The following is a 20,952-nucleotide window of genomic DNA, read 5'->3' as shown; positions in this document are numbered from 1 at the left end:
AACCCAAACCCGAACCCAACCACCAAAACCAGAGGCTAGACAACCAAGCTTGACCCGCTCGGGGGATCCAAAGGGGGTCGTCCCCCCCTAAAACAATCCCAAGCAAACCCAAACCCGAACCCAACCACCAAAACCAGAGGCTAGACAACCAAGCTTGACCCGCTCGGGGGATCCAAAGGGGGTCGTCCCCCTTAGATCACTTCGAGTACAACTCGACGATGGCCTGCTCGTTGACGTCGACGACGATCTGCTCACGGGTCGGCAGCTGATGGATGAGGATACGTCCTCTGTTCGGGCGCACCTCCAGCCAAGCCGGGATCTCACGGGTCTCGAAGGTCTCGCGGGCAACGACGATCGGGTGAAGGTCCTTGGACTTCTCACGTACGTCGATGATGTCGTGCGCACTCACACGGTAGGAAGGAATGTTGACCTTCTTACCGTTGACCAGGAAGTGGCCGTGGCTGACCAGCTGGCGAGCCTGACGACGAGTAACAGCAAGCCCGGCGCGGTACACGACGTTGTCGAGACGTGACTCGAGGATCTGCAGCAAGACGTCACCAGTCTTGCCCTGGGCACGGTCTGCCTCCTCGTAATAACGACGGAACTGCTTCTCCAGGACGCCGTAGGCGTAACGAGCCTTCTGCTTCTCGCGCAGCTGCAGCGAGTACTCGGAGTCCTTGGTACGACCGCGACCGTGAACGCCCGGGGGGTACGGACGACGCTCGAAAGACTTGTCGTTGCCGACAAGGTCAGTCCCGAGGCGACGGGACTTCTTAGTAAGGGGGCCGGTGTAACGGGCCATTGTGTATCAGTCCTTTGCTCTCGGAATGGGTCAGACGCGGCGACGCTTCGGCGGGCGGCATCCATTGTGCGGAACGGGGGTGACGTCGGAGATCGGGCCGATCTCCAGGCCGACCGCCCCGAGGGAACGGATGGCGGTCTCGCGGCCGGAGCCCGGACCCTTAACAAAAACGTCAACCCGCTTCATGCCATGCTCCATGGCACGACGTCCAGCGGCCTCAGCAGCCATCTGGGCGGCGAACGGGGTGGACTTACGAGAACCCTTGAAGCCGACGGTACCGGCAGAGGCCCACGAGATCACCGCACCGGAAGGATCGGTGATGGCGATGATGGTGTTGTTGAACGTGCTCTTGATGTGCGCCTGTCCGGCGACGACATTCTTCTTTTCCTTGCGGCGCACCTTGGTCTTGGGTGCGCCCTTGCGGCCTGCAGTAGCCATGTGGTGTTTCTCCTGAAATCAGTGTGATCTGCGCGTCGATGAAGGTTGCTGAGTGCCCGACGGGCCACAGCTCACTTGGTGGCCTTCTTCTTGCCGGCGACGGCCTTCTTCTTGCCCTTGCGGGTACGGGCGTTGGTGCGGGTGCGCTGACCACGGACCGGCAGTCCACTGCGGTGACGACGGCCCTGGTAAGTGCCGATCTCAATCTTGCGGCGGATGTCGGCGGCAACTTCACGGCGAAGGTCACCTTCGACGTGGTAGTTGGCCTCGATGTGGTCACGCAGAGCCACCAGCTGATCGTCAGTCAGCTCGTGAACGCGCAGGTCACCACTAATTCCGGTGGCCTTGAGGGTCTCGGTGGCGCGGGTGCGACCGATTCCATAGATGTACGTCAGGGCGACCTCGAGACGCTTGTCGCGCGGCAGGTCAACTCCGATGAGGCGTGCCATGTGGCATCCCTTTCTTGTTCTTTCGACTCGAACAATGTCGAGCCGCGAAGGTGTCCGGCGTGGAGCGTCCTCGTCATTCCGAAGAACGATGGGCGGTGTCTGACCGTCCGACGAGGCCCCGGCCTTCGTCCGGGGGTAGTGGCCCAGATCCGTGCTCGATGGTTTCGAGCGGGGTTCCAGGACGTGCTTCCACGGTGTCCCGAGCAGCGCCCGGGAGGTCTGCACCAGTGTGTGCAACCGGTGCTTGTTCTGTTGTGCAGTTCACTTGTTCACCGCTCCCACCTGGCGGGTGGGCCTGACGGTGGACCTCAGGGGCCGAACCCCTGCATTCCTGCTGACCGTCGTATGGACAATCTGCGATCCCGTCGCGGCGTGGGCTCAGCCCTGACGCTGCTTGTGGCGCGGGTTTTCGCAGATGACCATCACGCGGCCGTGGCGACGGATGATCTTGCACTTGTCGCAGATCTTCTTGACGCTCGGCTGAACCTTCATGAGATTCTCTTTCGCGTAACGGTCCCCTGGCGGGAACCTGGGTGGTGCGCCGTTAAGCGCTTGGCAATGAGCCGTAGCTCACTTGTGGCGGTAGACGATCCGACCGCGAGTGAGGTCGTAGGGCGACAGCTCGACGACAACACGGTCTGACGGCAGGATTCGGATGTAGTGCTGGCGCATCTTGCCGCTGATCGTGGCAAGAACGCGATGTCCATTCTTGAGTTCGACACGGAACATGGCGTTGGGCAAGGCCTCAACGACAGTTCCCTCCAGTTCGAGTGCTCCCTCTTTCTTGGCCATTACGTCCCATCTGTCCGCTGACCGTACCCCCTGCGGGTACGGCTGTTGGCTCCGCGCACACGAAGCCAGCAGGTAACGATACCTTCTCAACGCCGCCGTCCCAAATCAGCCGCAGGTCACCAGCCCTCGGGATCGGGTTTCGCCATTGTCAGCTTGAGCGGACACCACCCATGTGGTCACCGGCTCCAACGATTTCCATAATGAGCTGCTCGACATGATCCCAGTCGTACATGACCTGGTGCCACGTGACCCGAATGACCAGATAGCCCCGCGAGACGAGTTCAAGATCGCGCCGCCGATCGTTGGAATATGCTGCGACGTCTGTATGGTGTGCCACCGAATCGACCTCGATAATCAGCCGGTCCCCGACCACCATGTCAACTCGGCCGACGTGCTCAATGGTGACTTGAGTTCTCACTACCAGCCCGAGACGACGGAGCCGGCACCGGACCAAAGACTCAGTTCCGGAGTCGGCCCACTCAAGGTCAGGGAGGGTCCGCCGACCTGCCGGTATCGGAGCAAGGCACTCCTCAAGCCGTTCGTGCGTAAGTATCCCTTTTCGCAGCACTGAATCGAGGACAGCCACGGCTTCATCGTGGTCAAGGCACCGGACAACCGATTGCACTGCGATGTCAGGTGAGTCGACAGCGATAATGGGGGCAGCGCGGCGTGGTGCCGGGCAAGAACGAACCGTTGCGGACAACGGTTCACGATGGCCTCGACAGTGCACCTGGGAACCCAGTGGTGACCAGACGCCCATCATCTTCAAGGCACTGACACAACCCAAAACACCACCAGCTCTCACCGCCGCCACCACGTTGGGGTCAGCGTCGGGCAGCGCCCACCACCCTTGGCGAAGCCGCGTAATGGAACCGTGACGCTGAGCGGTATCGATCTTGGCCTTGGAGAGGCCGGTCCCGATAAGCACGGCGGTAGATACGACTCCCCCTGGGCATAGCTGGGTGGGGATGGAAATCTCGGTCCAGTGTGAGGTTCTCATACTGACAGTTGTCGTCACGAGAGCCTCAATGCGTCACTTATCCACAGGGCAATCTGTTATCTCAGCGAAATCTGCCAAAAAGTCGGCATGAACACGTTTACAGGCCAAGTTTTCCCCAGTTTTTGGCAGATTTCGCTGACACCCCGAAGTAGGCAGGCCCGGCTCGAGGGAACTGCCCGGACACCGGGACTCCATAAAACAGTGCTCGCCGGGACCACCGTCCCGGCAAGCACCACAAAACTCAACCTCAGTCGAGCGGGCCGAACGGCAATCCTCGCTTCTCCAGCTCAGCCTTGCCACCATCGGGTTCCGACAGCACCCACAGGCCCTTGCTGGTCACGGCGACGGTGTTCTCCCAGTGACTGGCCCACGAGCCGTCCACTGTAACAACCGTCCACTCATCGTCCAGGGTGGCAGTGTCTTCCATGCCGAGAGTCGCCATCGGCTCGATACACAGCACCATGCCTTCGACGATCTTCGGGCCACGGCCAGCTCGACCCCAGTTCGGGACGTCCGGGTCCATGTGCATCTGGGTACCGATCCCGTGACCGGTGTACTCACGGACAATCCCGTAGTCACGGTCGTGGGACTCCAATGAAGCCTGCACAGCCGCCGAGATATCACCAATACGAGCGCCAGGCGCAAGCTTGGCAATGCCAGCCCACATGGACTCCCGAGTAACCTCGGACAGGGTCCGAGCCTCCTGGCCGACATCTCCGACCAGAACCGTTCGCGCAGCATCCCCATGCCAGCCGTCAACAATGGCTCCGTAATCAATGGAAACGATGTCACCGTCCTTGAGCTCGCGGTCGCCGGGGATGCCATGGACGATGGTCTCATTCGGACTCACACACGCCACGCCCGGGTAGGGCGGAAGGCCCCAATCTCCCCCGTAGTTGAGGAAGTTCGACCCCGCATTGTGACGCTCAAGCACCTGGCGACCGACCCGATCGATGTCGGCAGTAGTGGCGCCAGGTACGGCGACCGCGCTCATGGCCTGCAAGCCCTCGGCAACAACCAGCCCCGTCCGACGCATCTTTGTGATCTGGTCGGGTGTCTTGATCTGGAAGTGATTGCGACCCAGCACGTCAGTTCGCGGAATCGAGTGCGGCAAAGATACGCTGACGCACCTCGTCGATCTCACCCACACCGTCGACCGGAACAAGGATGCCAGCCGAACGGTAGTGCTCGAGCAGCGGTTCAGTCTGAGAGGAATAAACCTTCATGCGGTTGCGAATGGTCTCCTCGTTGTCGTCGGTACGCCCCTCAATCTCTGCGCGCTTCAGCAAACGCTGAGTGAGCAGTTCAGGGTCGACGTCGAGGCTAATAACCGCGTCGAGCTTCTGCCCGTGCTCTTTGAGGTACGTGTCGAGTGCCTCAACTTGGTGCATGTTGCGGGGGTACCCGTCGAGCAAGAAACCGTTGCCAGCGTCGTCCTGGTTCAGGCGATCGACAACTATCGCATCGGTCAACTCGTCGGGAACAAGGTCGCCGGCGTCCATGATGGCCTTGACCTTCTTGCCCAACTCGGTGCCGTTCTTGATATTGGCACGGAACATATCACCGGTGGAGATCGCTGGCACGCAGTAGTGCTCAGCGATGGCGGTGGCCTGAGTTCCCTTGCCAGCGCCCGGGGCGCCCATGATGAGCAATCTCATGATGACAGGAATCCTTCGTAGTGTCGTTGCTGCAACTTGCTTTCCACCTGTTTCACGGTGTCCAGCGCCACACCCACGATGATGAGGATGCTCGTGCCGCCGAACGGGAAGTTTTGGTTCGCCTGGAGGTACACGAACGCGAGCGTCGGGATCATCGATATGAGGGCCAGGTACAAAGACCCAGGTGCCGTCAGCCTCGACAGCACATAGGCCAAGTACTCCTCGGTGGGCTTCCCGGCCCGGATGCCAGGAATAAATCCACCATACTTCTTCATGTTGTCACTCATCTCGACTGGGTCAAAAGTGATGGCGACGTAGAAGTAGCAGAAGAAGATAATCAGCAGGAAGTAAACGATGTTGTAGACCGGATGGTCGCCAGTCGTGAAATACTTACCGATCCACTTCGCCGCAGAAGTTTCCGGTCGGAAGGTAGCGTAGAGCACCGGTAGATACAGAATCGACGAAGCGAAAATCACCGGGATGACGCCAGACTGGTTCACCTTCAATGGAATGTAGGTGGTCGAGCCGCCGAGCATACGACGCCCGACCATTCTCTTGGCGTACTGCACCGGGATTCGCCGCTGCCCTTGCTCGATGAACACGACGGCGGCCATAACGAGCAGCCCGATAGCAATCACCATGCTGAACACAAACCAGGCGTGAGCCTGACCTGCGCCATTACGAGCAACCTTGATACCCCACAGAGAATCCGGGAAGCGGGCAGCGATCTGGGTGAAGATCATGATCGACATACCGTTGCCGATACCGCGGTCGGTGATGAGCTCGCCCATCCACATCACGATCGTGGTGCCGGCCGTCATCGTCAGGATCATCACGATAACCTCGAAAATCGAGGTGGAGTACACCACCGGCAAGGTGCAGCCGGTGAACAGCCGACCCGACGTCGCCAAGGTGACGAAGGCGGTCGCCTGCAACAGGCCAAGCACCAAAGTGAGGTAACGGGTGTACTGAGTGATCTTGTTCTGCCCGGACGCTCCCTCCTTCTTGAGGGTCTCGAGTCTTGGGATGACGACGGTCAGCAGCTGCAAGATGATCGACGCGGTGATGTAGGGCATGATGCCGAGCGCGAAGATCGCCAACTTCAGCAGAGCACCGCCCGAAAACAGGCTAATCATCGAGTACAGGCCGGCCGAGGAGCCGGAACTCGCCTGGCTCACACACGTGTTGATGTTCGACACGTTGACGTTCGGGACGGGAACGACGGACCCGAGCCTGAAAACCGCCAGAATGAAGAGTGTGAACAGGATCTTGCGGCGAAGATCCGGTGTTCGGAAAGCATTGGCGAAGGCGGAAAGCATCCGGGCCCTCTCCCATCTCGTGGACTACTGACTACCCGAATCCAACCCCCATGACGCGCGGAAGGCAAATGTCTGGGAGCATGGACACAGCGCGGGTAGCCTATCAACTTATAGCGGCAATACCCACGTCGCTCCACATCACTGCCCGTCCGACCCCGTCTGGAGTGCCATGAGACCGCCGATCATCATCTCCTCACACCGGGGGCGGATCGGTGTCGGGATCGTCCTGGCGGTCATCGTCGTGGTGACGATTCTCGACCTCATCCGATCTGGTCTAGCTGGGTTGACGAATCTTCCTGCCCTGCTGCTTTTCGTGTGGCTGGTGTGGATCGTGTGGGGAGTTGCAGAGATCCGGATCCATGACGAGGGAGTGACCGTCGTCAATCAATTCCGAATCTGGGACGTTCCCTGGCAACGAATAACAGAAGCCACCGGACGTTGGGGCCTGTCGCTGACGGCCGAGCGTCGTCCAGACGCCGAGGGGATTCGCAAGCCGCGCACAATTTCGGCGTGGGCTGCCCCGGCACGAGGGACCGCTACCGCGATGAAGGGCAATGCCGGCCACATCCCGCAGGTCATCGTCGGCTCCGAAGTTCCGATGAGATGGTCCTTGGACTCTCACTCGACGGCCCGCCTGATTGAGACCGAAAAGATCGAACGTCACCCCACGGGCAAGGCGCGGACCGCCACACAGACCACGGCAGACGCGCAGTCCGACCAGCCTAGTGCCAAGGACAACCAGCAGAAACCCACAGGCGAGAAGCCCAACGAAATCCAGGTTCACCCGAACTGGATGACGATTTGCGTCACCGTTGTTCTCGTCGCTGCTGTCATTATCATCTGACAACGCCTTTCCCGCTGTCACCCCACACGGAGAAGTCCGATCAGAGGGGCCAGGTCGCGCCGATGGAAGTCACGCCGTAGACTACGGGCCGTCCGAGGTCGTGTGCCCCGGGCCGACAGCTGTGACGGAGAAGCCGGTGAAAGTCCGGCGCTGTCCCGCAACCGTGATGCCATGTGGCTAAGCCGGATCGCCGAATCAGTTGAGCGTTGATGTTGATGCCATGTCGTGGGTTGCGTGGCGTGACGACCCTCTCGTTCGTCGCAGCGACCCCGCCGAGAGGAGCCTGATGGGTCGCCGGAATGTCGCCGCTGCGAGCCTGCTTGCGTTCGCGTGCGCCACCGGGTCGTTAATGGCTGCCCCAACCACTGCCGAGGGGGCGGAGTTTCACGACGGGTGGTGTCAAAAGGACGAAGGGTTTGCGGTCGTTTTGTATTGGCCCGACAAGCCCGCTGACGTCACACCCAAGATTCCGGGCAATCTGGACTCCCAGACCCTGGTGCGCTGCATTATTGGATCACACCAGGCCTCCGGTGATGGCCGCGAAGACGCTGTGAAACTAGCCAAATTCGAATATGGATCGTCCGGTGGTGTCATTAGCACAATCAACGGCATCGAATCAGATCCGTTCGCTGATTTCCCGGCGTACTGGTGGTACCACACCGGCACTTTTGAGGAGGGATCCGGCGGTCGATGGAACGAAAACTCAAATTGGAGCCCCAATCTCGAGGTCAACGGTTTTGGCGTCATCGTCTTTTCCGCTGACTCAGCAAAGCTTCCTCCAACGACCCCGAAGTTCGCCAAAGGCGGAGATGGCGGAGACGGCCCAGGCACGAATCCCGGTCCCTCAGCAGGACCGACCGGAAAGCCCACCCACGGCCCCACCGGAAAGCCGACTCACGAGCCGGGCGATGATGACGATGATCGCGGTCATGATGGGGACGACGGCGAGGGCCACGGCGAAGGCCACGGCGGCGGCGAAGGCCATGGAAAGGGCCATGGCGGAAGCCATCAGAACCGCCACCCGTCAACGGCACCACGACACAATGATGATTCGAAAGATCGTCCCAAGCCGAGCAAGAGCCGCAGCACCAGCCACAAATCTGGCAAGAACCGCGACCATGCAGACAGCCGCCTCACCACAATCTCCACGGTGAGGCCGACGGCACCCCAGCCACAACGGTCCGACACAGCATCAGTGTCGCCATCACAGCCTCACCCGTCCTCGGCCACCCCGAGTTCCCCAACTCCGAGTCCCAGCGCGTCCTCTCCTGCCGCCAGCGCCGGATCTGCGCTGGCTCCACAGTCGTCGTCATCTCCTGTGTGGGGACGCGAGGACCGTACTCGTCGGTCTGCTGCCAAGGACGAACACGCAGGTGTCCCATGGTGGGTGCCAGTCGGTGTTGGAGTCGTAGCCCTGGCCGGGTTGGCCTTCGCGGCTTTCGGCCATCGTCGTCCTCGTCGTCAAGGTTGGGAGGACGAAGAGTGAACCGCATATCCACGATCGGCGCAACGTCGATCGCGCTCCTGATGATTTCGGGTAGCGCTGTCATGGGGGCTGTCCCGGCCCACGCCGAGCAGAGCGCCCAGACGACGGCATTGTGCACGGGAGCGAAGGTGTGCAGCCTGACCACAGATCGTTGGCTGCGCGAAGGGACGACCCCACGAGTGAGCGTCCGCGGAAATCCCAATGTTCGCGGCACAGTGCGGGTTTTCCGAGCTGTTGTCAAGGACAACAAGCTCACTGGGCTTGAACCGATCGGCAAGCAGACAACTTTCTTCACCAACGCCAAGGGCCTCGCTGATGTTTTCGTCCCGATTGCCTCCTCCCCGGACATTGGTGAAGGCGGCTGGGCCCTCGTCAGCGTCTCCGATATTCAGGGCCTCGACACCACGCGAATGCCAGGACAATTTGTCCCCTTCGGGTCCTTCGTGCCACATCTACTGGGCGACGGCTACACCGAACGCAAGCCGGCTGGCCAGACCCTCGATATGCAGGCAACAGGCGCGGTTCCTGGCGAGAGGTACCGGGTACAGGTCAAGCAGGGCGACACCTGGCATGACGCCACTGCTATCGGCGAGACCACTGAGGCTGCCGCCAATCCCTCTCAGATCAGCCACATACGCTGGACGGTGCCACGCGGACTCACCGGCACGAAACACGACGTCAGGGTGCAGTCCCTCACTGATCCGCGGCGCACGACCTCATGGACCCTCATCCCGACCGCCGACGGGGTCAAGGGTGCCCGCAGCTCGTTGTTCACTCCCCCGCCTGTCGGTACCAATCTCGGCGTACCGACCACTGATCGTGGCAGCCATCCCGAAGGGGTGGTCAAGGCTGCCACTGGGGTCCTCTTCGGCGCCGGGGTCGTCTCTGCGCTCGCCCTCACATCCCGACCCAAACGACGTGACAACCCGGACCGCGCACAAAAAGAGTCCAGCAACCAGGTGAGTGCCTCATGAGGACACCTCGTATCGACCCGACCTCAGCCGTCCCCGCCTGGGCCTGGGGAACTGAACTCCTCATTCTGGCCGTGATTGCCGTAGCGACGACGAACCCGCTACTTCTGACAGTGATGTGGGTATGTCTCGTGGTGACCCTGAAAATGCTCAGCCCCCGGCCCGGCGCGCTAGCCATGACTCGCTGGCTGTCCGGAATCGTCGTGGTGTGGTGGATCATCATGGCAATCGTGAGTCCCTCAGCGGACTCAACCATCGACTCGATCATGTGGCGGCTGCCGACGTGGTCACCCGGGCCGGGAGTTCATCTAGGCGGCGCAATGACAGCCTCGGGTTTGTTGTTGACCGCAACGACCATGATGAGAGCGCTTGTCCTCGTGACGATTGCGGGAGTTGGCATGACAGCAGTGCAGCCCACCGCTGTATCCGCTGCAGGTCGCCGCCTGCTGGGTTCGTGGTCATCCGCGCTGGAACCCTTCGCCGCCCTGCCTGCCGGCTTGGATAGCCAGACTGTCTCCGCAGCTACGCTCGCCACAGCCGCACGTCAAGGTGCGTCTGGACTGGCGCGGCGACACCGCCCGTTGGCTTCCTGGACTGCTCCAGTACGTGCGTTGATCCTTGTCGTGTGCGTGACAGTTCCGGTCGTCGGACTCGTTTCCAAACACCCGTTGCCGGGAGTCGATCAGCCCACGACAGCCTTGCTGGCTTTCCTCGCCGCCGCAGTTTTCACTGCCTTGTTGCCGACCGGAGAACCCATCGGGACGATCTCGGGACTCAGCCTTGTCGTGGCGATTCTGGCCGTCATCACCCTCGCACTGTGGGTCATCGGCCTTGACGGCTCCGCGATCACTCCTCGCCCAGGCTGGCCACCGATTCCCATCGCCAGCCTCATTTGCGTCCTCGCTCTTCCCCTAGCCGTCGCTGTTACCAGCCCGCGTCGTCATCAGGAGGTCTCCGCGTGATTGTTCTCGATGACGTGACGGTGTGGCTTCCCGGGCGTGGCACCGTCGTGAAGAACGTCAGCCTTTCTCTGAATGCCGGCACCGTGACCTGTCTCGTGGGCCGACGTGGCGCAGGAACGACGATGTTGCTTCGGCTGCTCGCCGGTCAGTTACCGGCTGGTACCCGAGTCAACGGAAAGGCCCTCATCGATGGCGTCGACGTCATGGATATGGGACCAGATCTCCTTGCAGAGACCACCCACATCGTTGACACCGACCTGCTGACGTGGGCGGATCTGGACGATTCGACATCCCCCGAACCCGGACCGTGGACCCGTCGTCCTCTCGACACCTGGCCCCTCGACATCCGCGCCCGGATCGCGGCATCCCTCGTCAACTCACGCGTGGCAGATGAGCAAGGAATTGTCCTGGTCGATCATCCAACCTCCGGACTCAATCGTTTACAACGTCATGCCCTCACCGAGCGACTGCGTGCCATCGCCGACCAGGGAGCAACAGTGCTGTGGGCCGATCATGACCTCGACACTGCGTGGGCTGAGGCTGACCGTATCGTGGAGATGTCGGCAGGTTCTGTCGTGTCGGATTCACCAGCTCATTCCTGGGTCCCCCATGGCCTTCCGCTGCCGATCGGACGAGCCCTCACATCGTTAGCACGCGACCAGGTCGACACTGACGCCCTCGTCTTCTCCGATCTGCCACGGCCACGCCGCAATGACGATCACCGCACCGGACCTGTCATGACGATGATCGGCTGCCGCGATCTCGGCTTGGAAGGACCCGACCTCGTCATCCACGATCGCGAATCGCTGGCCATCGTCCGCGCTGACGACCTCGCGGGTGCCACCGGACTTAACACCGACCACACCTCCGATGGGGCCATCCGACCCGAATCCGTTGCCTCCCGCCTGCTTCACGCCCTTCCCCGGCCGGGACGATCTCTCCCCTCATCGCAACTTCGTCCCAGCTACGACCCGCGCAAGGTTGCGGGAACAACCGAGCTGGCGTCACAACGCCGCCGCGACCTATCTCGTGGTGAACGGGCATGGCTGCGCGTCCACGGCCATTTGACAACTCCGGACCCACTACTCCTGGCCCATGCTGACCACGACCTTGATCCGATCGAACGGTCTTTGGTCTCCGAGAGTCTTCGTAACGCACCAGCCGGTGTGCGCATTGTCACAAGCCGCGACGTGGAATTCCTGGTACGTGCTGTCCACCGGGTCATAGTCATTGACGGCCATCGCGTCATTGCCGACCGATCTCCACTGGCCCTCGGACTCGCTCCCCTCACCCACGTCGGTGCCCTGGCCGGTTCCGAGTACCACATGACCCTGGGCGACATCATCGACTCCCTCGATGTCGCGGAAGGGAGGACGATATGACGACCACCGTGGCAGCACCCACAGCTCGCTGGCAGACAGTCGGAGCGACCTCAGGACCTCTCAGCCGCGCCATCGCCATCATCCAGGTCCTACTCGGCGTCATCTGGCTCACCTGGCCAGTCTGGGGTTCCCGCACTGCGGCCCTTCAAACCCAGGCCGAATCCACTGCACCGTGGCTTATCGCAGCCCAGATCGGTGTCAGTGCGGCCCTGGCAGCCGTCCTCGTCCACGAAACGAGATCTGCACGCCAACTCAGCCTGATCCTGGGCGCCTGCGTGCTCGCCGCTGGTATCCGTGCCGCTGTGGCCCCGGGAGCCAACGGCATAGAGCCAGTCTTCTGGATTCCACTACTCGTCGGAGCGGTACTGGGAGCCCCCGGCGGCGTCCTCGCAGGAACCCTCACCTGTCTGGTGTCCTCGGCGGCCATCGGCACCATCGCCACCCCCCTCGCCGGCCAGCTCGTCGTCTGGCAGCTGTGGGGACTGGCTGGAGCCGCCATGGTCCGGTTGCGCACAGTCACGACCTGGCTCGCGGGGGCATTGTGGTGCGTGATTCTCGGCCCGGTCACCGGGGTTCTCCTCAACCTCATGGGCTGGGCATGGGCGGAAACCGATCCAGGACAGTCCTTCCTCGCAGGTCTCAACCCACTCGACGAGGCTCAACGCCTATGGGCTTGGACCCAAGCCACCTCACTGGCCTTCGACATGTCCCGAGCAATCACGAACGCAGTCGTGTGGCTCATCGTGATTCCGTTCGTCATTCGCGCCCTGCGGCAAGCCCTGGCCCCTGATCGTCGCGCGTCAGCTCGACTCAGACCTGTCATCTCGGCTGTCAACGACAAAGCCCTCGCCAAACGAGGTCTCGACGACCTCACCGATTCCTTCCCGACCACCACGCACCACTCAGGAGACGATGATGACACATCACACTGACGCCGACGTCCACGCACGGCCCCCGCTAGGCGAGCAGGAGTTGAGCTGGGCCGCAGATCGACTCGGCGCCCTGTCCACCGCTTTCAGCACACGTGTGGTGGGGCAGTCCGCCCTACGCACCAGCCTGCTCGTGGCAATGCTGGCTCGTGGACACGTACTGCTCGAATCGGTGCCCGGACTCGCGAAAACTCTCGCAGCTTCCACGCTGGCCTCGGCCGTTGACGGCTCCTTCACCCGCGTGCAGTGCACCCCCGACCTACTGCCTTCCGACATCATCGGCACCCAGGTCTTCGACCAGTCCACGGCGACCTTCCGCACCGAACTGGGTCCGGTACACGCCAACATCGTGCTGCTCGACGAGATCAACCGTTCCAGCGCGAAGACCCAATCGGCCATGCTTGAGGCAATGCAGGAGCGCCAGACGTCCATCGGCGGTGTCGTCCACCCACTCCCTGACCCGTTCATGGTGCTGGCTACCCAGAACCCCATCGAGGAGGAGGGCACCTACGTCCTGCCCCACGCTCAAATGGATCGCTTCCTGCTGAAGGAAGTGCTCGACTACCCCGACGTTTCTGAGGAGCTCGAAGTCCTCAACCGTATTGAAGATGGATCGATTGAGGCCCCTGCCACTCCCGCAGTAAGCACCAACGACGTCCTCACTTTGCAAGACCTCACCCGTCGTGTTGTCGTCGACGAAGCCATCAAGCGCTACATCGTCAACCTCGTCGCGGTAACTCGCCATCCCGAGTCGGCTCTGTCAGATTCCGCTGCCCGTGCGATCGAGTACGGAGCCTCCCCGCGTGCCTCGATCGCTTTCATGGCCGTCGCACGCGCGCTGGCCCTGCTGGATGGCCGCGCCCACGTCATCCCGGAAGATGTCGTGACTCTGCGTCACGCCGTGCTGCGCCACCGCCTGGTCCTCAGCTTCGAGGCTCAGGCCCAGCGGGTGCGTCCCACCGACGTCATCGACGCCATCTTCGAGGCGGTGCCCACCCCGTGACCGTAACCTCTTCCGCCAGTGTGCTGAACACCCGGGAGCGAGCTCTCATCCAAGCGGTGCGCTCCCGAGTGCCGCTGGTGTTGCGGCGTCGGGTGGAATCCCTGCTTGATGGCGACCATGACTCGGTCCATGTCGGCCGCAGCCTCGACTTCAACGACCTGCGAGCCTACGCTCCCGGAGATGACGTCAAGGATGTCGACTGGAAAGCTACGGCTCGGCGCGGCGAGCTACTCATCCGCCGCCACGTCGCCCAACGTCAGGCAACCCTCATGGTCGGGGTGTGTGGGACGCCAGCGATGCGTGGCTGGTGTGACATGAATGTGACGAAGGCTCATCTGGCAGCGGTGGTGACCGCAATCATGGCCCAGATCGCCGTGGACCATGGCGATCGGGTCGCCATGGTGTGCGCCGGACCCAGCGAGAGGTCGTCATGGCGTCCGACCGCCCAGCTGCCACAAGTGGAGCGGATGCTCCATGAAATCATCAATCTCGGGGACGCCAAGGGCTCCCCGGATCCACACGTCTTGGAGACAGTTCTCGCGACGGCCACGAATGCCATGCGACGTCCTGGACTACTTCTCCTCATCCGCGACGACGACGAGTTCACCTCGGCCCAGGCCAATGCGCTCAGCCGAGCCTCGGTGCGCCACGACGTCATCGTCGTCACTCTCACCGATATGTTGGCCACAGATCCACGGCTTGCCGGTCACACGATCACGGCGGCTGATGGTGGACGTTCTGTCATGCAGGAGGTCCTTGGCGATCGTCAGCTGCGTGAGGCGGCCGCTTTCGCCCAGATCGACCTCGCTCGACGCGCCGATTCCATGCTCGACGACCTCGGCATTACCCATGCTCGGGTACACGCCGTCGCCGAGGCACCGGAGAATCTTGCGCTGGCCCTGTCACGAAGCAGGAGGCGGTCGTGATTCCCCTCAAAATCAATCCCACCGTTCCGATACCGTCCCATTGGTGGATTCTCGTCGCCGCGCTGTCTGCTATCGGTATCGCTGTTTTGGTGGCTCTGATCCTTATGTCTCGGCGGCGTGACGCCAACGAAGAGCCTCGTGACGACGTGGCGAGGCTGAAAGCTGAGTGCCTGAAAGCCCTCGACGATGTATCTGCCCAGCTGGGCGAGGATCTTTCTCCGCGTGACGCATGCCACCAGGTGAGCGGTATCGTACGCCGCTTCGTAGGCCTGGTAAGCGCCGAGGACGCCGATTACCTCACCGCCTCCGAACTGACACGGGCAGCCCGGCGTGAACCCCGGCTGCAACCAGCTGCTGCGTTCTCGGAGCAGGCCCGTGACGCCTGTTTCGGCCCACAGCCCAGCGAGTCCTGTGCGCGCGACCTTATCGCGTCCGGGAGGGAGGTGGTGACCTCATGGCACTAATGCAATGGCCCTTCGCCGTCGTTGCCGCCGTCGTCGGCCTGGCGGTCGTCATCGCGGCATTCCTGTGGCCTCTCCGTCATCGGGCGCGGCATTCTGCGGTTCCGCTAGACCACCTGGACCGGCTGCGGGTCCTCCCCCGCTACCAGCACCTTGTGCATGGCCAGCTGCGACGCCGCCTCATCCAGGTGGTGTGCGTCCTCATCGCTGCAGCGTGCTTAGTGGTGTTAGTGGGTCGGCCAGCCAAGCCTGACGAGGACTGGCAACAACGCCGCAACCACGACGTCGTGCTGTGCCTCGACGTGTCCGGGTCGATGTCTGATGTCGATCATGACGTCATCGAGGCGTACCGAAAACTGGCTGCTCGCCTGGACGGCAACCGGATCGGGCTAGTCGCTTTTGACTCAGCAGCCGTGACGGTCTTCCCACTCACCGACGACGCCGACTACATCGACTCTCAGCTTTCCCAGTTCTCCCATGATCTTGACCGTGGACCCATCCCGGGATCTAGGGCGGGTACGAGCGGTTCCAGCCTCATTGGCGATGGTCTTACCTCTTGCCTTCAGCGTTTCGACGGGTCTGACGACCAGCGCGGACGCACCGTCGTCCTAGCCACCGACAATCAGCTGTCCGGCACACCGGTCTTCAGTCTGAACGAAGCTATCCGTCAAGCCACCAAGCGCAAGGTGCTGGTACAAGGAGTCTCCCCCTCGGAGGCGGACGCCACCGCAGTGTCAGTACTCCATGACGCCGTGGCACACACGGGAGGCGACGTCACCCTCGTCACTGGAACAGATCTGGAAGACCCGAATCGCATTATCACCGCAGTAAGCGACCAAGAAGCTCGTAGTACCGCCGCCACTGCACGCTGGACGCAGGTCGATGTCGTCTGGCCTTTCGGGGTGCTGGCCTTGGTGTGTCTCGTCGCGGCGGGTGCCGTTGACCTGAAGCGCCGGAAGGAGGACTCATGACCATCAACCCCGATTGGATCCTCCTCGTCGTGGCGATCCTGGCAGCATTCGTGCTGGCTGCCATCGCAGTGATGGCACCCCGCCATTCTTCTCCCCGATCTACCACGGCCATGTGGTGTCGGGTGCTGGCTGCCCTGTTACTCGTGGGAGTGGCACTGCGCCCGGGAAGCACCGACACCACGCGCAGCAACGAGGCCGCCGGTGCTGAGGTCGTTGTTATCGTCGACCGCACCACCTCGATGGGAGCAACCGACTACTCCGGACGACCGCGAATGTCCGGCGTGACCGCTGACCTCATCTCCTTGGCCGCCGCAATGCCGTCAGCCCGAGTTACCGTCATCGCCTCGGACAACCAGGCACGTATCGCCTTGCCGCCCAGCACCGACCCGGCCGCACTGCGCACCCTCGCCGAGACCTTGGGCTGGCGAGAGACGGTAAACGCCACTGGCACCGACATTGGTCTGGCTGAACCGCTGGCTCGCCAGATGCTCGTCAAGGCACGAGCGAGTCGTCCGAGCGCCAAGAGGTACTTGGTGTACATGGGCGATGGAGAGCAGACAGCGTCCTCAGCTCCGCACAGTTTCTCCGACGTATCCGGACTCATCGACGGTGGGCTGGTTCTCGGCTATGGGACGACTTCGGGAGGCACCATGCCCATCCGCCCGGGTGCTACTGAAAAAGTGACCAGAAATGGTTCTCCGGCAGTGTCTCGTGCCAATCCACAATCGCTACAGACCATGGCCGAGCAAATGGGCGGACGGTTTGTTCAGCGTAATGGAGCCAGCACGGTGACGTGGTGGGAGAACCCACTCCAGCAGCCGGCAGATCCACAATCCGGACACGTTCGCCACTGGGCCTGGTGGTTCGCCGCAGCCGCCCTGGTGTGCGAGATGGCGGACGTCTGGCTCAGCGTGCGGGCGTGGCGTCGAATGCGCAAGGAGGTGGCGTGATGGCAAATCTGGAAAGACCTGGACGCCATGGCATGTACGGTGTCAAAGCCCCGTGGACCGTCCGGGTTGGGGCCGGACTCGTTACCGTCGTCGCCCTCGCGGCGGCAATCCTTCCAGCGCGAACGATGATCCTCGTAGATCGTGGCCGGGCGGACCTAGACCGTGGCGACTCTGCCAGCGCGGAGGGAAAATTCACGGCAGCTGAGAAACTGGCAACCATCGACAAGTGGATCGCTCCGTACGACGCGGGGGTTGCTCGGTACACCCGAGGTAATTACGACGGGGCCGCCAGTAAGTTCGAGAAAGCGGCCGGTCTGGCCCCCGATGAGGAACAGTGTCGGGTTCGTTTGAACTGGGCGTGGTCGTTGGAGGCGTCAGCTGACCGGTATGCCACGGCTGATAATCGCGACGAGGCCTTAGTCAGATGGCGTCAAGGTAAAGCTGTGCTCACTGATACACAGTGCACCTCGTCGTCGCAGCAGACAGCGGTAAGAAGCACTAGATCTCGACTAGATCGCAAGCGTCAAAATGGCGGTGCAGGAAATGCCGGCGAGGAGGCAGATTCCTCCGGTCAGCAGAACAAGGAAGATGAGCTGGAGCAGAAGCTCAAGAAGGCTCAGGAGCAGCGTCAGAAGGCCCTCGACCAGGCCAATACGTCTCAAAAGGACGCGGGTTCAGGCACTGGGCGGACGTGGTAGCTTGCCGGTTCACGGTCATCATCGCAGTTCTGCACGGTGACCGCGAACCTCATGCGAACAGATCCGGTAGAGCGCGCACAGCGTGATGAAGGGCCTCACCGCCAATGACGGTAAGGCCCTTCATCACACTCCCGGAAGGCCAATCAGACTCCCGTGGCTGGAAGTCCAAGATTGGTGCTCCGCAACGACACAGTCACTGGGATGTTGCCCTGACGAGGTCCGCGCGTACGTGCACTCGGCGTCGGGCTTCCAGGTGAGGTGACCGGCGAAGCTACCGTCGGGATGGCCGCCGAAGGCGCAGTGGGCGTCTCAGCAGGAGTCTCCGTCGGAGTGACGGTGGGAGAAACCGTCGGCGTCGGGGTCACCGAAGGCGTCTCCGTCGGAGTGACCGTGGGAGAAACCGTCGGCGTCGGGGTCACCGAAGGCGTCTCAGTGGGAGTCGTCTCGGGGGCAGTGGGTGTCACACTCGGACTGACCGTGGGAGCTGCGGCCGTCACGGGCTGGATCCAGGTCCCGGAGAAGTCCTCGGAGTGGCTGTTCGCATCCTTGTGCGACCAGGCCCACTTGTACCCGTCGCTGGCAGCCGGGTAGGTCACCTTGCCATCGGAGACTTTCACTCCTTCCGGAACGGTGAACTCGACCTTGGTACCGTCGGCAGCCTTGGCCACCGGGACCGGAACCTCCTGCTGAGCTAGAACGGGCGGAGCCGTCACGGTCTGCCAGCGAACCCGCAGACCCATGAATGCGATCTTGTCCAGGCCCGACAGCGGTGACAGGTCGGAGACGTGGTTCGAACTCAGACCGATCTGGGTGAGGTTCTTCATCCCAGCCAGGGCGGAGACGTCGGAAATCTCGTTGTCATCGAAACCAACATCGACGAGGTTTGTCAGACCCTTGATGGGGCTCAGATCGGAAATCTTGTCGTTGTTGAGAAAGAGCTTCTTCAGCGAGGTCGCTCCGGAGATCCCGGACAGATCTGACAGGTTGACGTTGTTGTTGGCCACCAACCGCTCGAGTTTGGGTAGAGAACCAAGTCCCTCCAAGCTGCTGACGCCGGGGTACGCGTACTTGCCGCTCTTGTTCTTGTTCTGGTTGATCGTCAGATCAGCCAGGTTCGTCAGCGAGGACAGCGGTTGTACCGTAGTGATCGGGTTCTGATCCAGGCTCAGTTCCCTGAGGTTTAGCAACCCTGCTAGCGGAGTCAGATCCTTGACGTGGTTGTTGGGCAGATACAGGGTCTCAAGCTTCGTCAGACCGGCCAGCGGCTTCAGATTCTCGATCTCGTTTGTCGTCAGATACAGGGTCTTGACGCCGGTCAGCGCCTCAGCGCCAGTGATGTCCTTGATGCCCTTGTTTATGCACTTGACTTCGGTGAGAGCGCCCAAGTTGTCGGCTGTGAGGGGCTTACCCTGGCCCACGGCATCCTGCAGACATGCTTTGAAATTGGCATCAGGGATGTTGACTGGCTGTACCGGCGCAGGAGCCGACTTCACGTGAACCGTAATGGAGCCGTTGAAGTACATCGAGCTGTCACGGAACTGCCAGACGTAGTCGCCGGCAGAGGGGTAGGTGACGTTCTTACCCTTGATCTCGACACCCTCGGGAACCTCACGGTCGGCCACAAAGGTCTTTCCAGTGCGATCGACGGCGGTCGGAACCGCAGTCTCGACACCAACGGTGGCTGATCCCCCGTCAACGGTCTGGAAGTTCGACGTGATGCTGGTCAGACCCTTGATGTCTTTGAGAGCGGACAAGTCGCGAATGTGGTTCTTACCGACATCCAAACGAGATAGCTTCGTCAAGGACTGCAACGGTGCAATGTCGGAGACCTCGTTACTGTTGATATCCAGGCTGAAAATGCTGGGCAGCGAGGCCAAGGGCTTGAGATCAGTGATCTTGTTTCCCGACAGGAAGACCTTTCCAAGGCCGGTCAGCTGATTGATACCGGTTAGGTCTTCGATTCCCTTGTTCCGGCAGCTCAAGCTCGTCAGGTCAGCAAGTTGCTCCTTGGTGGGAGTAGTGGTGCCGATCGTGTCGGTGATGCACTTCTGCAACGCCTTGTCAGGAATCTCGAAGGAGGCCGCCGGGGTTGCCGAGGCGGGATCAACCTTCGGTGTCCAGGTTGGTGGAAGCTCCCATGGCCCATCAATGAGCATGAAATGCCAGGCTTCGATGGAACCGGGCTTGGGATGATAACTACTTGCACCAAGTTGTGAATATTCCCACTTCGCCTCGGTGTCCTTGCCCGCCGGCTGAGCATGGAAATACCCCCAATATGCGTAGAACATATCCGGGTTTTCTGGATATCCATTGATGGTGTCAACGAACGTACCAAGATCACCGCCGTAATCGGTACCACCAAGATCGAAACCAGCCGACTTCAACGCCTCCACACCATTGGAGAACTCCGAAGCGCAACCAGTGTCAACGTGACCATCGTCACGCTCGGCATACACGAACACATGGTTTTGGTTGATGCACTTCTGGGCCTCATCGTCATACGACGTCGTCGGAGCCGCCGATGCCGGGACGAATGACGCAATGGCCATCGGTACCGCCAAGGCCGCAGACAATACTGCGGCCAACCCTTTGAACCGTCTCACGGGTCCTGCCTTTCACTGCGTGGACGCTTCGTCGCCAGGTACAGGACCGACCGTTCCGCTATCCACGACGGAATTGAGTTCGAGACATTTCAACGACGGCGATCCGACTTGGCCGACATTTCTGCCAGACGACACGGTTGCGGGACAGTCCTGGATTCTCACCAGGTTCTCCATCGGTGAAACCACCAAAATGCTACCAAACGTGTTCCCGCCGCCACCCCGGTGTGGACACCTCATGATCGTGAGCTTAGAATGGCACCGCAACTGCAGGGGAATCCGGTGTGAATCCGGAGCTGTCCCGCAACCGT

At 61.5% G+C, this 20,952-nt stretch carries 22 protein-coding genes and 3 riboswitches; of the genes, 12 read left to right on the top strand and 10 right to left on the bottom strand.

The genetic code is table 11. The annotated features are described in order from the left end of the window. Positions 1-196: 196 nt before the first annotated feature. From rpsD to secY, 9 genes are all read right to left on the bottom strand, one after another. Complete coding sequence (gene rpsD, locus Q4B98_RS08825) at positions 197-802, bottom strand: 30S ribosomal protein S4 (RefSeq protein ID WP_303196838.1); 606 nt, start codon at positions 800-802, stop codon at positions 197-199. A gap of 30 nt (positions 803-832) precedes the next feature. Further along, complete coding sequence (rpsK, locus tag Q4B98_RS08820) at positions 833-1,240, bottom strand: 30S ribosomal protein S11 (protein ID WP_303196835.1); 408 nt, start codon at positions 1,238-1,240, stop codon at positions 833-835. Positions 1,241-1,311: 71 nt separating this feature from the next. Beyond that, positions 1,312-1,689 (bottom strand): 30S ribosomal protein S13, encoded by a 378-nt coding sequence (gene rpsM / locus Q4B98_RS08815; protein WP_303196833.1) that lies wholly within the window; start codon positions 1,687-1,689, stop codon positions 1,312-1,314. A gap of 378 nt (positions 1,690-2,067) precedes the next feature. Continuing rightward, complete coding sequence (gene rpmJ / locus Q4B98_RS08810) at positions 2,068-2,181, bottom strand: 50S ribosomal protein L36 (protein ID WP_303196831.1); 114 nt, start codon at positions 2,179-2,181, stop codon at positions 2,068-2,070. 78 nt (positions 2,182-2,259) lie between these two features. Continuing rightward, complete coding sequence (infA, locus tag Q4B98_RS08805; RefSeq protein WP_002514837.1) at positions 2,260-2,481, bottom strand: translation initiation factor IF-1; 222 nt, start codon at positions 2,479-2,481, stop codon at positions 2,260-2,262. Positions 2,482-2,629: 148 nt separating this feature from the next. Next, positions 2,630-3,481, bottom strand: coding sequence for an endonuclease domain-containing protein (locus Q4B98_RS08800; RefSeq protein ID WP_303196828.1), 852 nt, complete (start codon positions 3,479-3,481; stop codon positions 2,630-2,632). Positions 3,482-3,728: 247 nt separating this feature from the next. Then, positions 3,729-4,568 carry a type I methionyl aminopeptidase gene (gene map / locus Q4B98_RS08795; protein WP_303196992.1) on the bottom strand — a complete coding sequence of 280 codons (840 nt, stop codon included), beginning with the start codon at positions 4,566-4,568 and terminating at the stop codon, positions 3,729-3,731. A gap of 1 nt (position 4,569) precedes the next feature. Continuing rightward, positions 4,570-5,139 (bottom strand): adenylate kinase, encoded by a 570-nt coding sequence (locus Q4B98_RS08790; protein WP_303196827.1) that lies wholly within the window; start codon positions 5,137-5,139, stop codon positions 4,570-4,572. Then, entirely contained in the window at positions 5,136-6,458 is a 1,323-nt protein-coding gene (gene secY / locus Q4B98_RS08785) for a preprotein translocase subunit SecY (protein ID WP_303196825.1), read from the bottom strand. Before secY ends, Q4B98_RS08790 begins: the two co-directional genes overlap by 4 nt. A 169-nt stretch (positions 6,459-6,627) precedes the next feature. Between secY and Q4B98_RS08780 the strand changes: the two genes are divergently transcribed. From Q4B98_RS08780 to Q4B98_RS08725, 12 genes are all read left to right on the top strand, one after another. Beyond that, complete coding sequence (locus Q4B98_RS08780) at positions 6,628-7,302, top strand: hypothetical protein (protein WP_303196823.1); 675 nt, start codon at positions 6,628-6,630, stop codon at positions 7,300-7,302. Between the two features lie 78 nt (positions 7,303-7,380). Continuing rightward, a riboswitch (cobalamin riboswitch) is annotated at positions 7,381-7,512 on the top strand. A gap of 76 nt (positions 7,513-7,588) precedes the next feature. After that, entirely contained in the window at positions 7,589-8,788 is a 1,200-nt protein-coding gene (locus Q4B98_RS08775) for a hypothetical protein (RefSeq protein ID WP_303196821.1), read from the top strand. Next, positions 8,785-9,762, top strand: coding sequence for a hypothetical protein (locus tag Q4B98_RS08770; protein WP_303196819.1), 978 nt, complete (start codon positions 8,785-8,787; stop codon positions 9,760-9,762). The genes Q4B98_RS08775 and Q4B98_RS08770 overlap by 4 nt, the downstream gene beginning before the upstream one ends. Then, on the top strand, positions 9,759-10,721 hold the full coding sequence (locus tag Q4B98_RS08765) for a hypothetical protein (RefSeq protein ID WP_303196817.1): 963 nt from the start codon (positions 9,759-9,761) through the stop codon (positions 10,719-10,721). The genes Q4B98_RS08770 and Q4B98_RS08765 overlap by 4 nt, the downstream gene beginning before the upstream one ends. After that, entirely contained in the window at positions 10,718-12,103 is a 1,386-nt protein-coding gene (locus tag Q4B98_RS08760; protein WP_303196815.1) for an ATP-binding cassette domain-containing protein, read from the top strand. Before Q4B98_RS08765 ends, Q4B98_RS08760 begins: the two co-directional genes overlap by 4 nt. Next, positions 12,100-13,035, top strand: coding sequence for a hypothetical protein (locus Q4B98_RS08755; RefSeq protein WP_303196813.1), 936 nt, complete (start codon positions 12,100-12,102; stop codon positions 13,033-13,035). Before Q4B98_RS08760 ends, Q4B98_RS08755 begins: the two co-directional genes overlap by 4 nt. After that, positions 13,019-14,035 carry a MoxR family ATPase gene (locus Q4B98_RS08750; protein WP_303196811.1) on the top strand — a complete coding sequence of 339 codons (1,017 nt, stop codon included), beginning with the start codon at positions 13,019-13,021 and terminating at the stop codon, positions 14,033-14,035. The genes Q4B98_RS08755 and Q4B98_RS08750 overlap by 17 nt, the downstream gene beginning before the upstream one ends. Continuing rightward, entirely contained in the window at positions 14,032-14,961 is a 930-nt protein-coding gene (locus Q4B98_RS08745; RefSeq protein ID WP_303196809.1) for a DUF58 domain-containing protein, read from the top strand. Before Q4B98_RS08750 ends, Q4B98_RS08745 begins: the two co-directional genes overlap by 4 nt. Continuing rightward, the gene (locus Q4B98_RS08740; RefSeq protein ID WP_303196807.1) at positions 14,958-15,425 is read left to right on the top strand and encodes a hypothetical protein; all 468 of its coding nucleotides are present in this window, start codon (positions 14,958-14,960) and stop codon (positions 15,423-15,425) included. Before Q4B98_RS08745 ends, Q4B98_RS08740 begins: the two co-directional genes overlap by 4 nt. Continuing rightward, positions 15,416-16,393, top strand: coding sequence for a vWA domain-containing protein (locus tag Q4B98_RS08735; RefSeq protein ID WP_303196805.1), 978 nt, complete (start codon positions 15,416-15,418; stop codon positions 16,391-16,393). Before Q4B98_RS08740 ends, Q4B98_RS08735 begins: the two co-directional genes overlap by 10 nt. Then, a complete protein-coding gene (locus tag Q4B98_RS08730; RefSeq protein WP_303196803.1) occupies positions 16,390-17,343 on the top strand; it encodes a VWA domain-containing protein in 954 nt (317 codons plus the stop codon). The genes Q4B98_RS08735 and Q4B98_RS08730 overlap by 4 nt, the downstream gene beginning before the upstream one ends. Next, a complete protein-coding gene (locus Q4B98_RS08725; protein WP_303196801.1) occupies positions 17,343-18,041 on the top strand; it encodes a tetratricopeptide repeat protein in 699 nt (232 codons plus the stop codon). Before Q4B98_RS08730 ends, Q4B98_RS08725 begins: the two co-directional genes overlap by 1 nt. Before the next feature lie 143 nt (positions 18,042-18,184). Here the strand turns inward: Q4B98_RS08725 and Q4B98_RS08720 are convergent, their stop codons facing one another. Beyond that, complete coding sequence (locus Q4B98_RS08720) at positions 18,185-20,644, bottom strand: leucine-rich repeat domain-containing protein (protein ID WP_303196799.1); 2,460 nt, start codon at positions 20,642-20,644, stop codon at positions 18,185-18,187. 79 nt (positions 20,645-20,723) lie between these two features. Further along, positions 20,724-20,846, bottom strand: a riboswitch (cobalamin riboswitch). A 31-nt stretch (positions 20,847-20,877) separates the two neighbouring features. Continuing rightward, a riboswitch (cobalamin riboswitch) is annotated at positions 20,878-20,952 on the top strand. This riboswitch is flagged as partial in the annotation.

Source organism: Cutibacterium sp., from assembly GCF_030525615.1.
Lineage (GTDB): Bacteria > Actinomycetota > Actinomycetes > Propionibacteriales > Propionibacteriaceae > Cutibacterium.
This window is presented reverse-complemented; position numbering and strand designations above follow the sequence as displayed.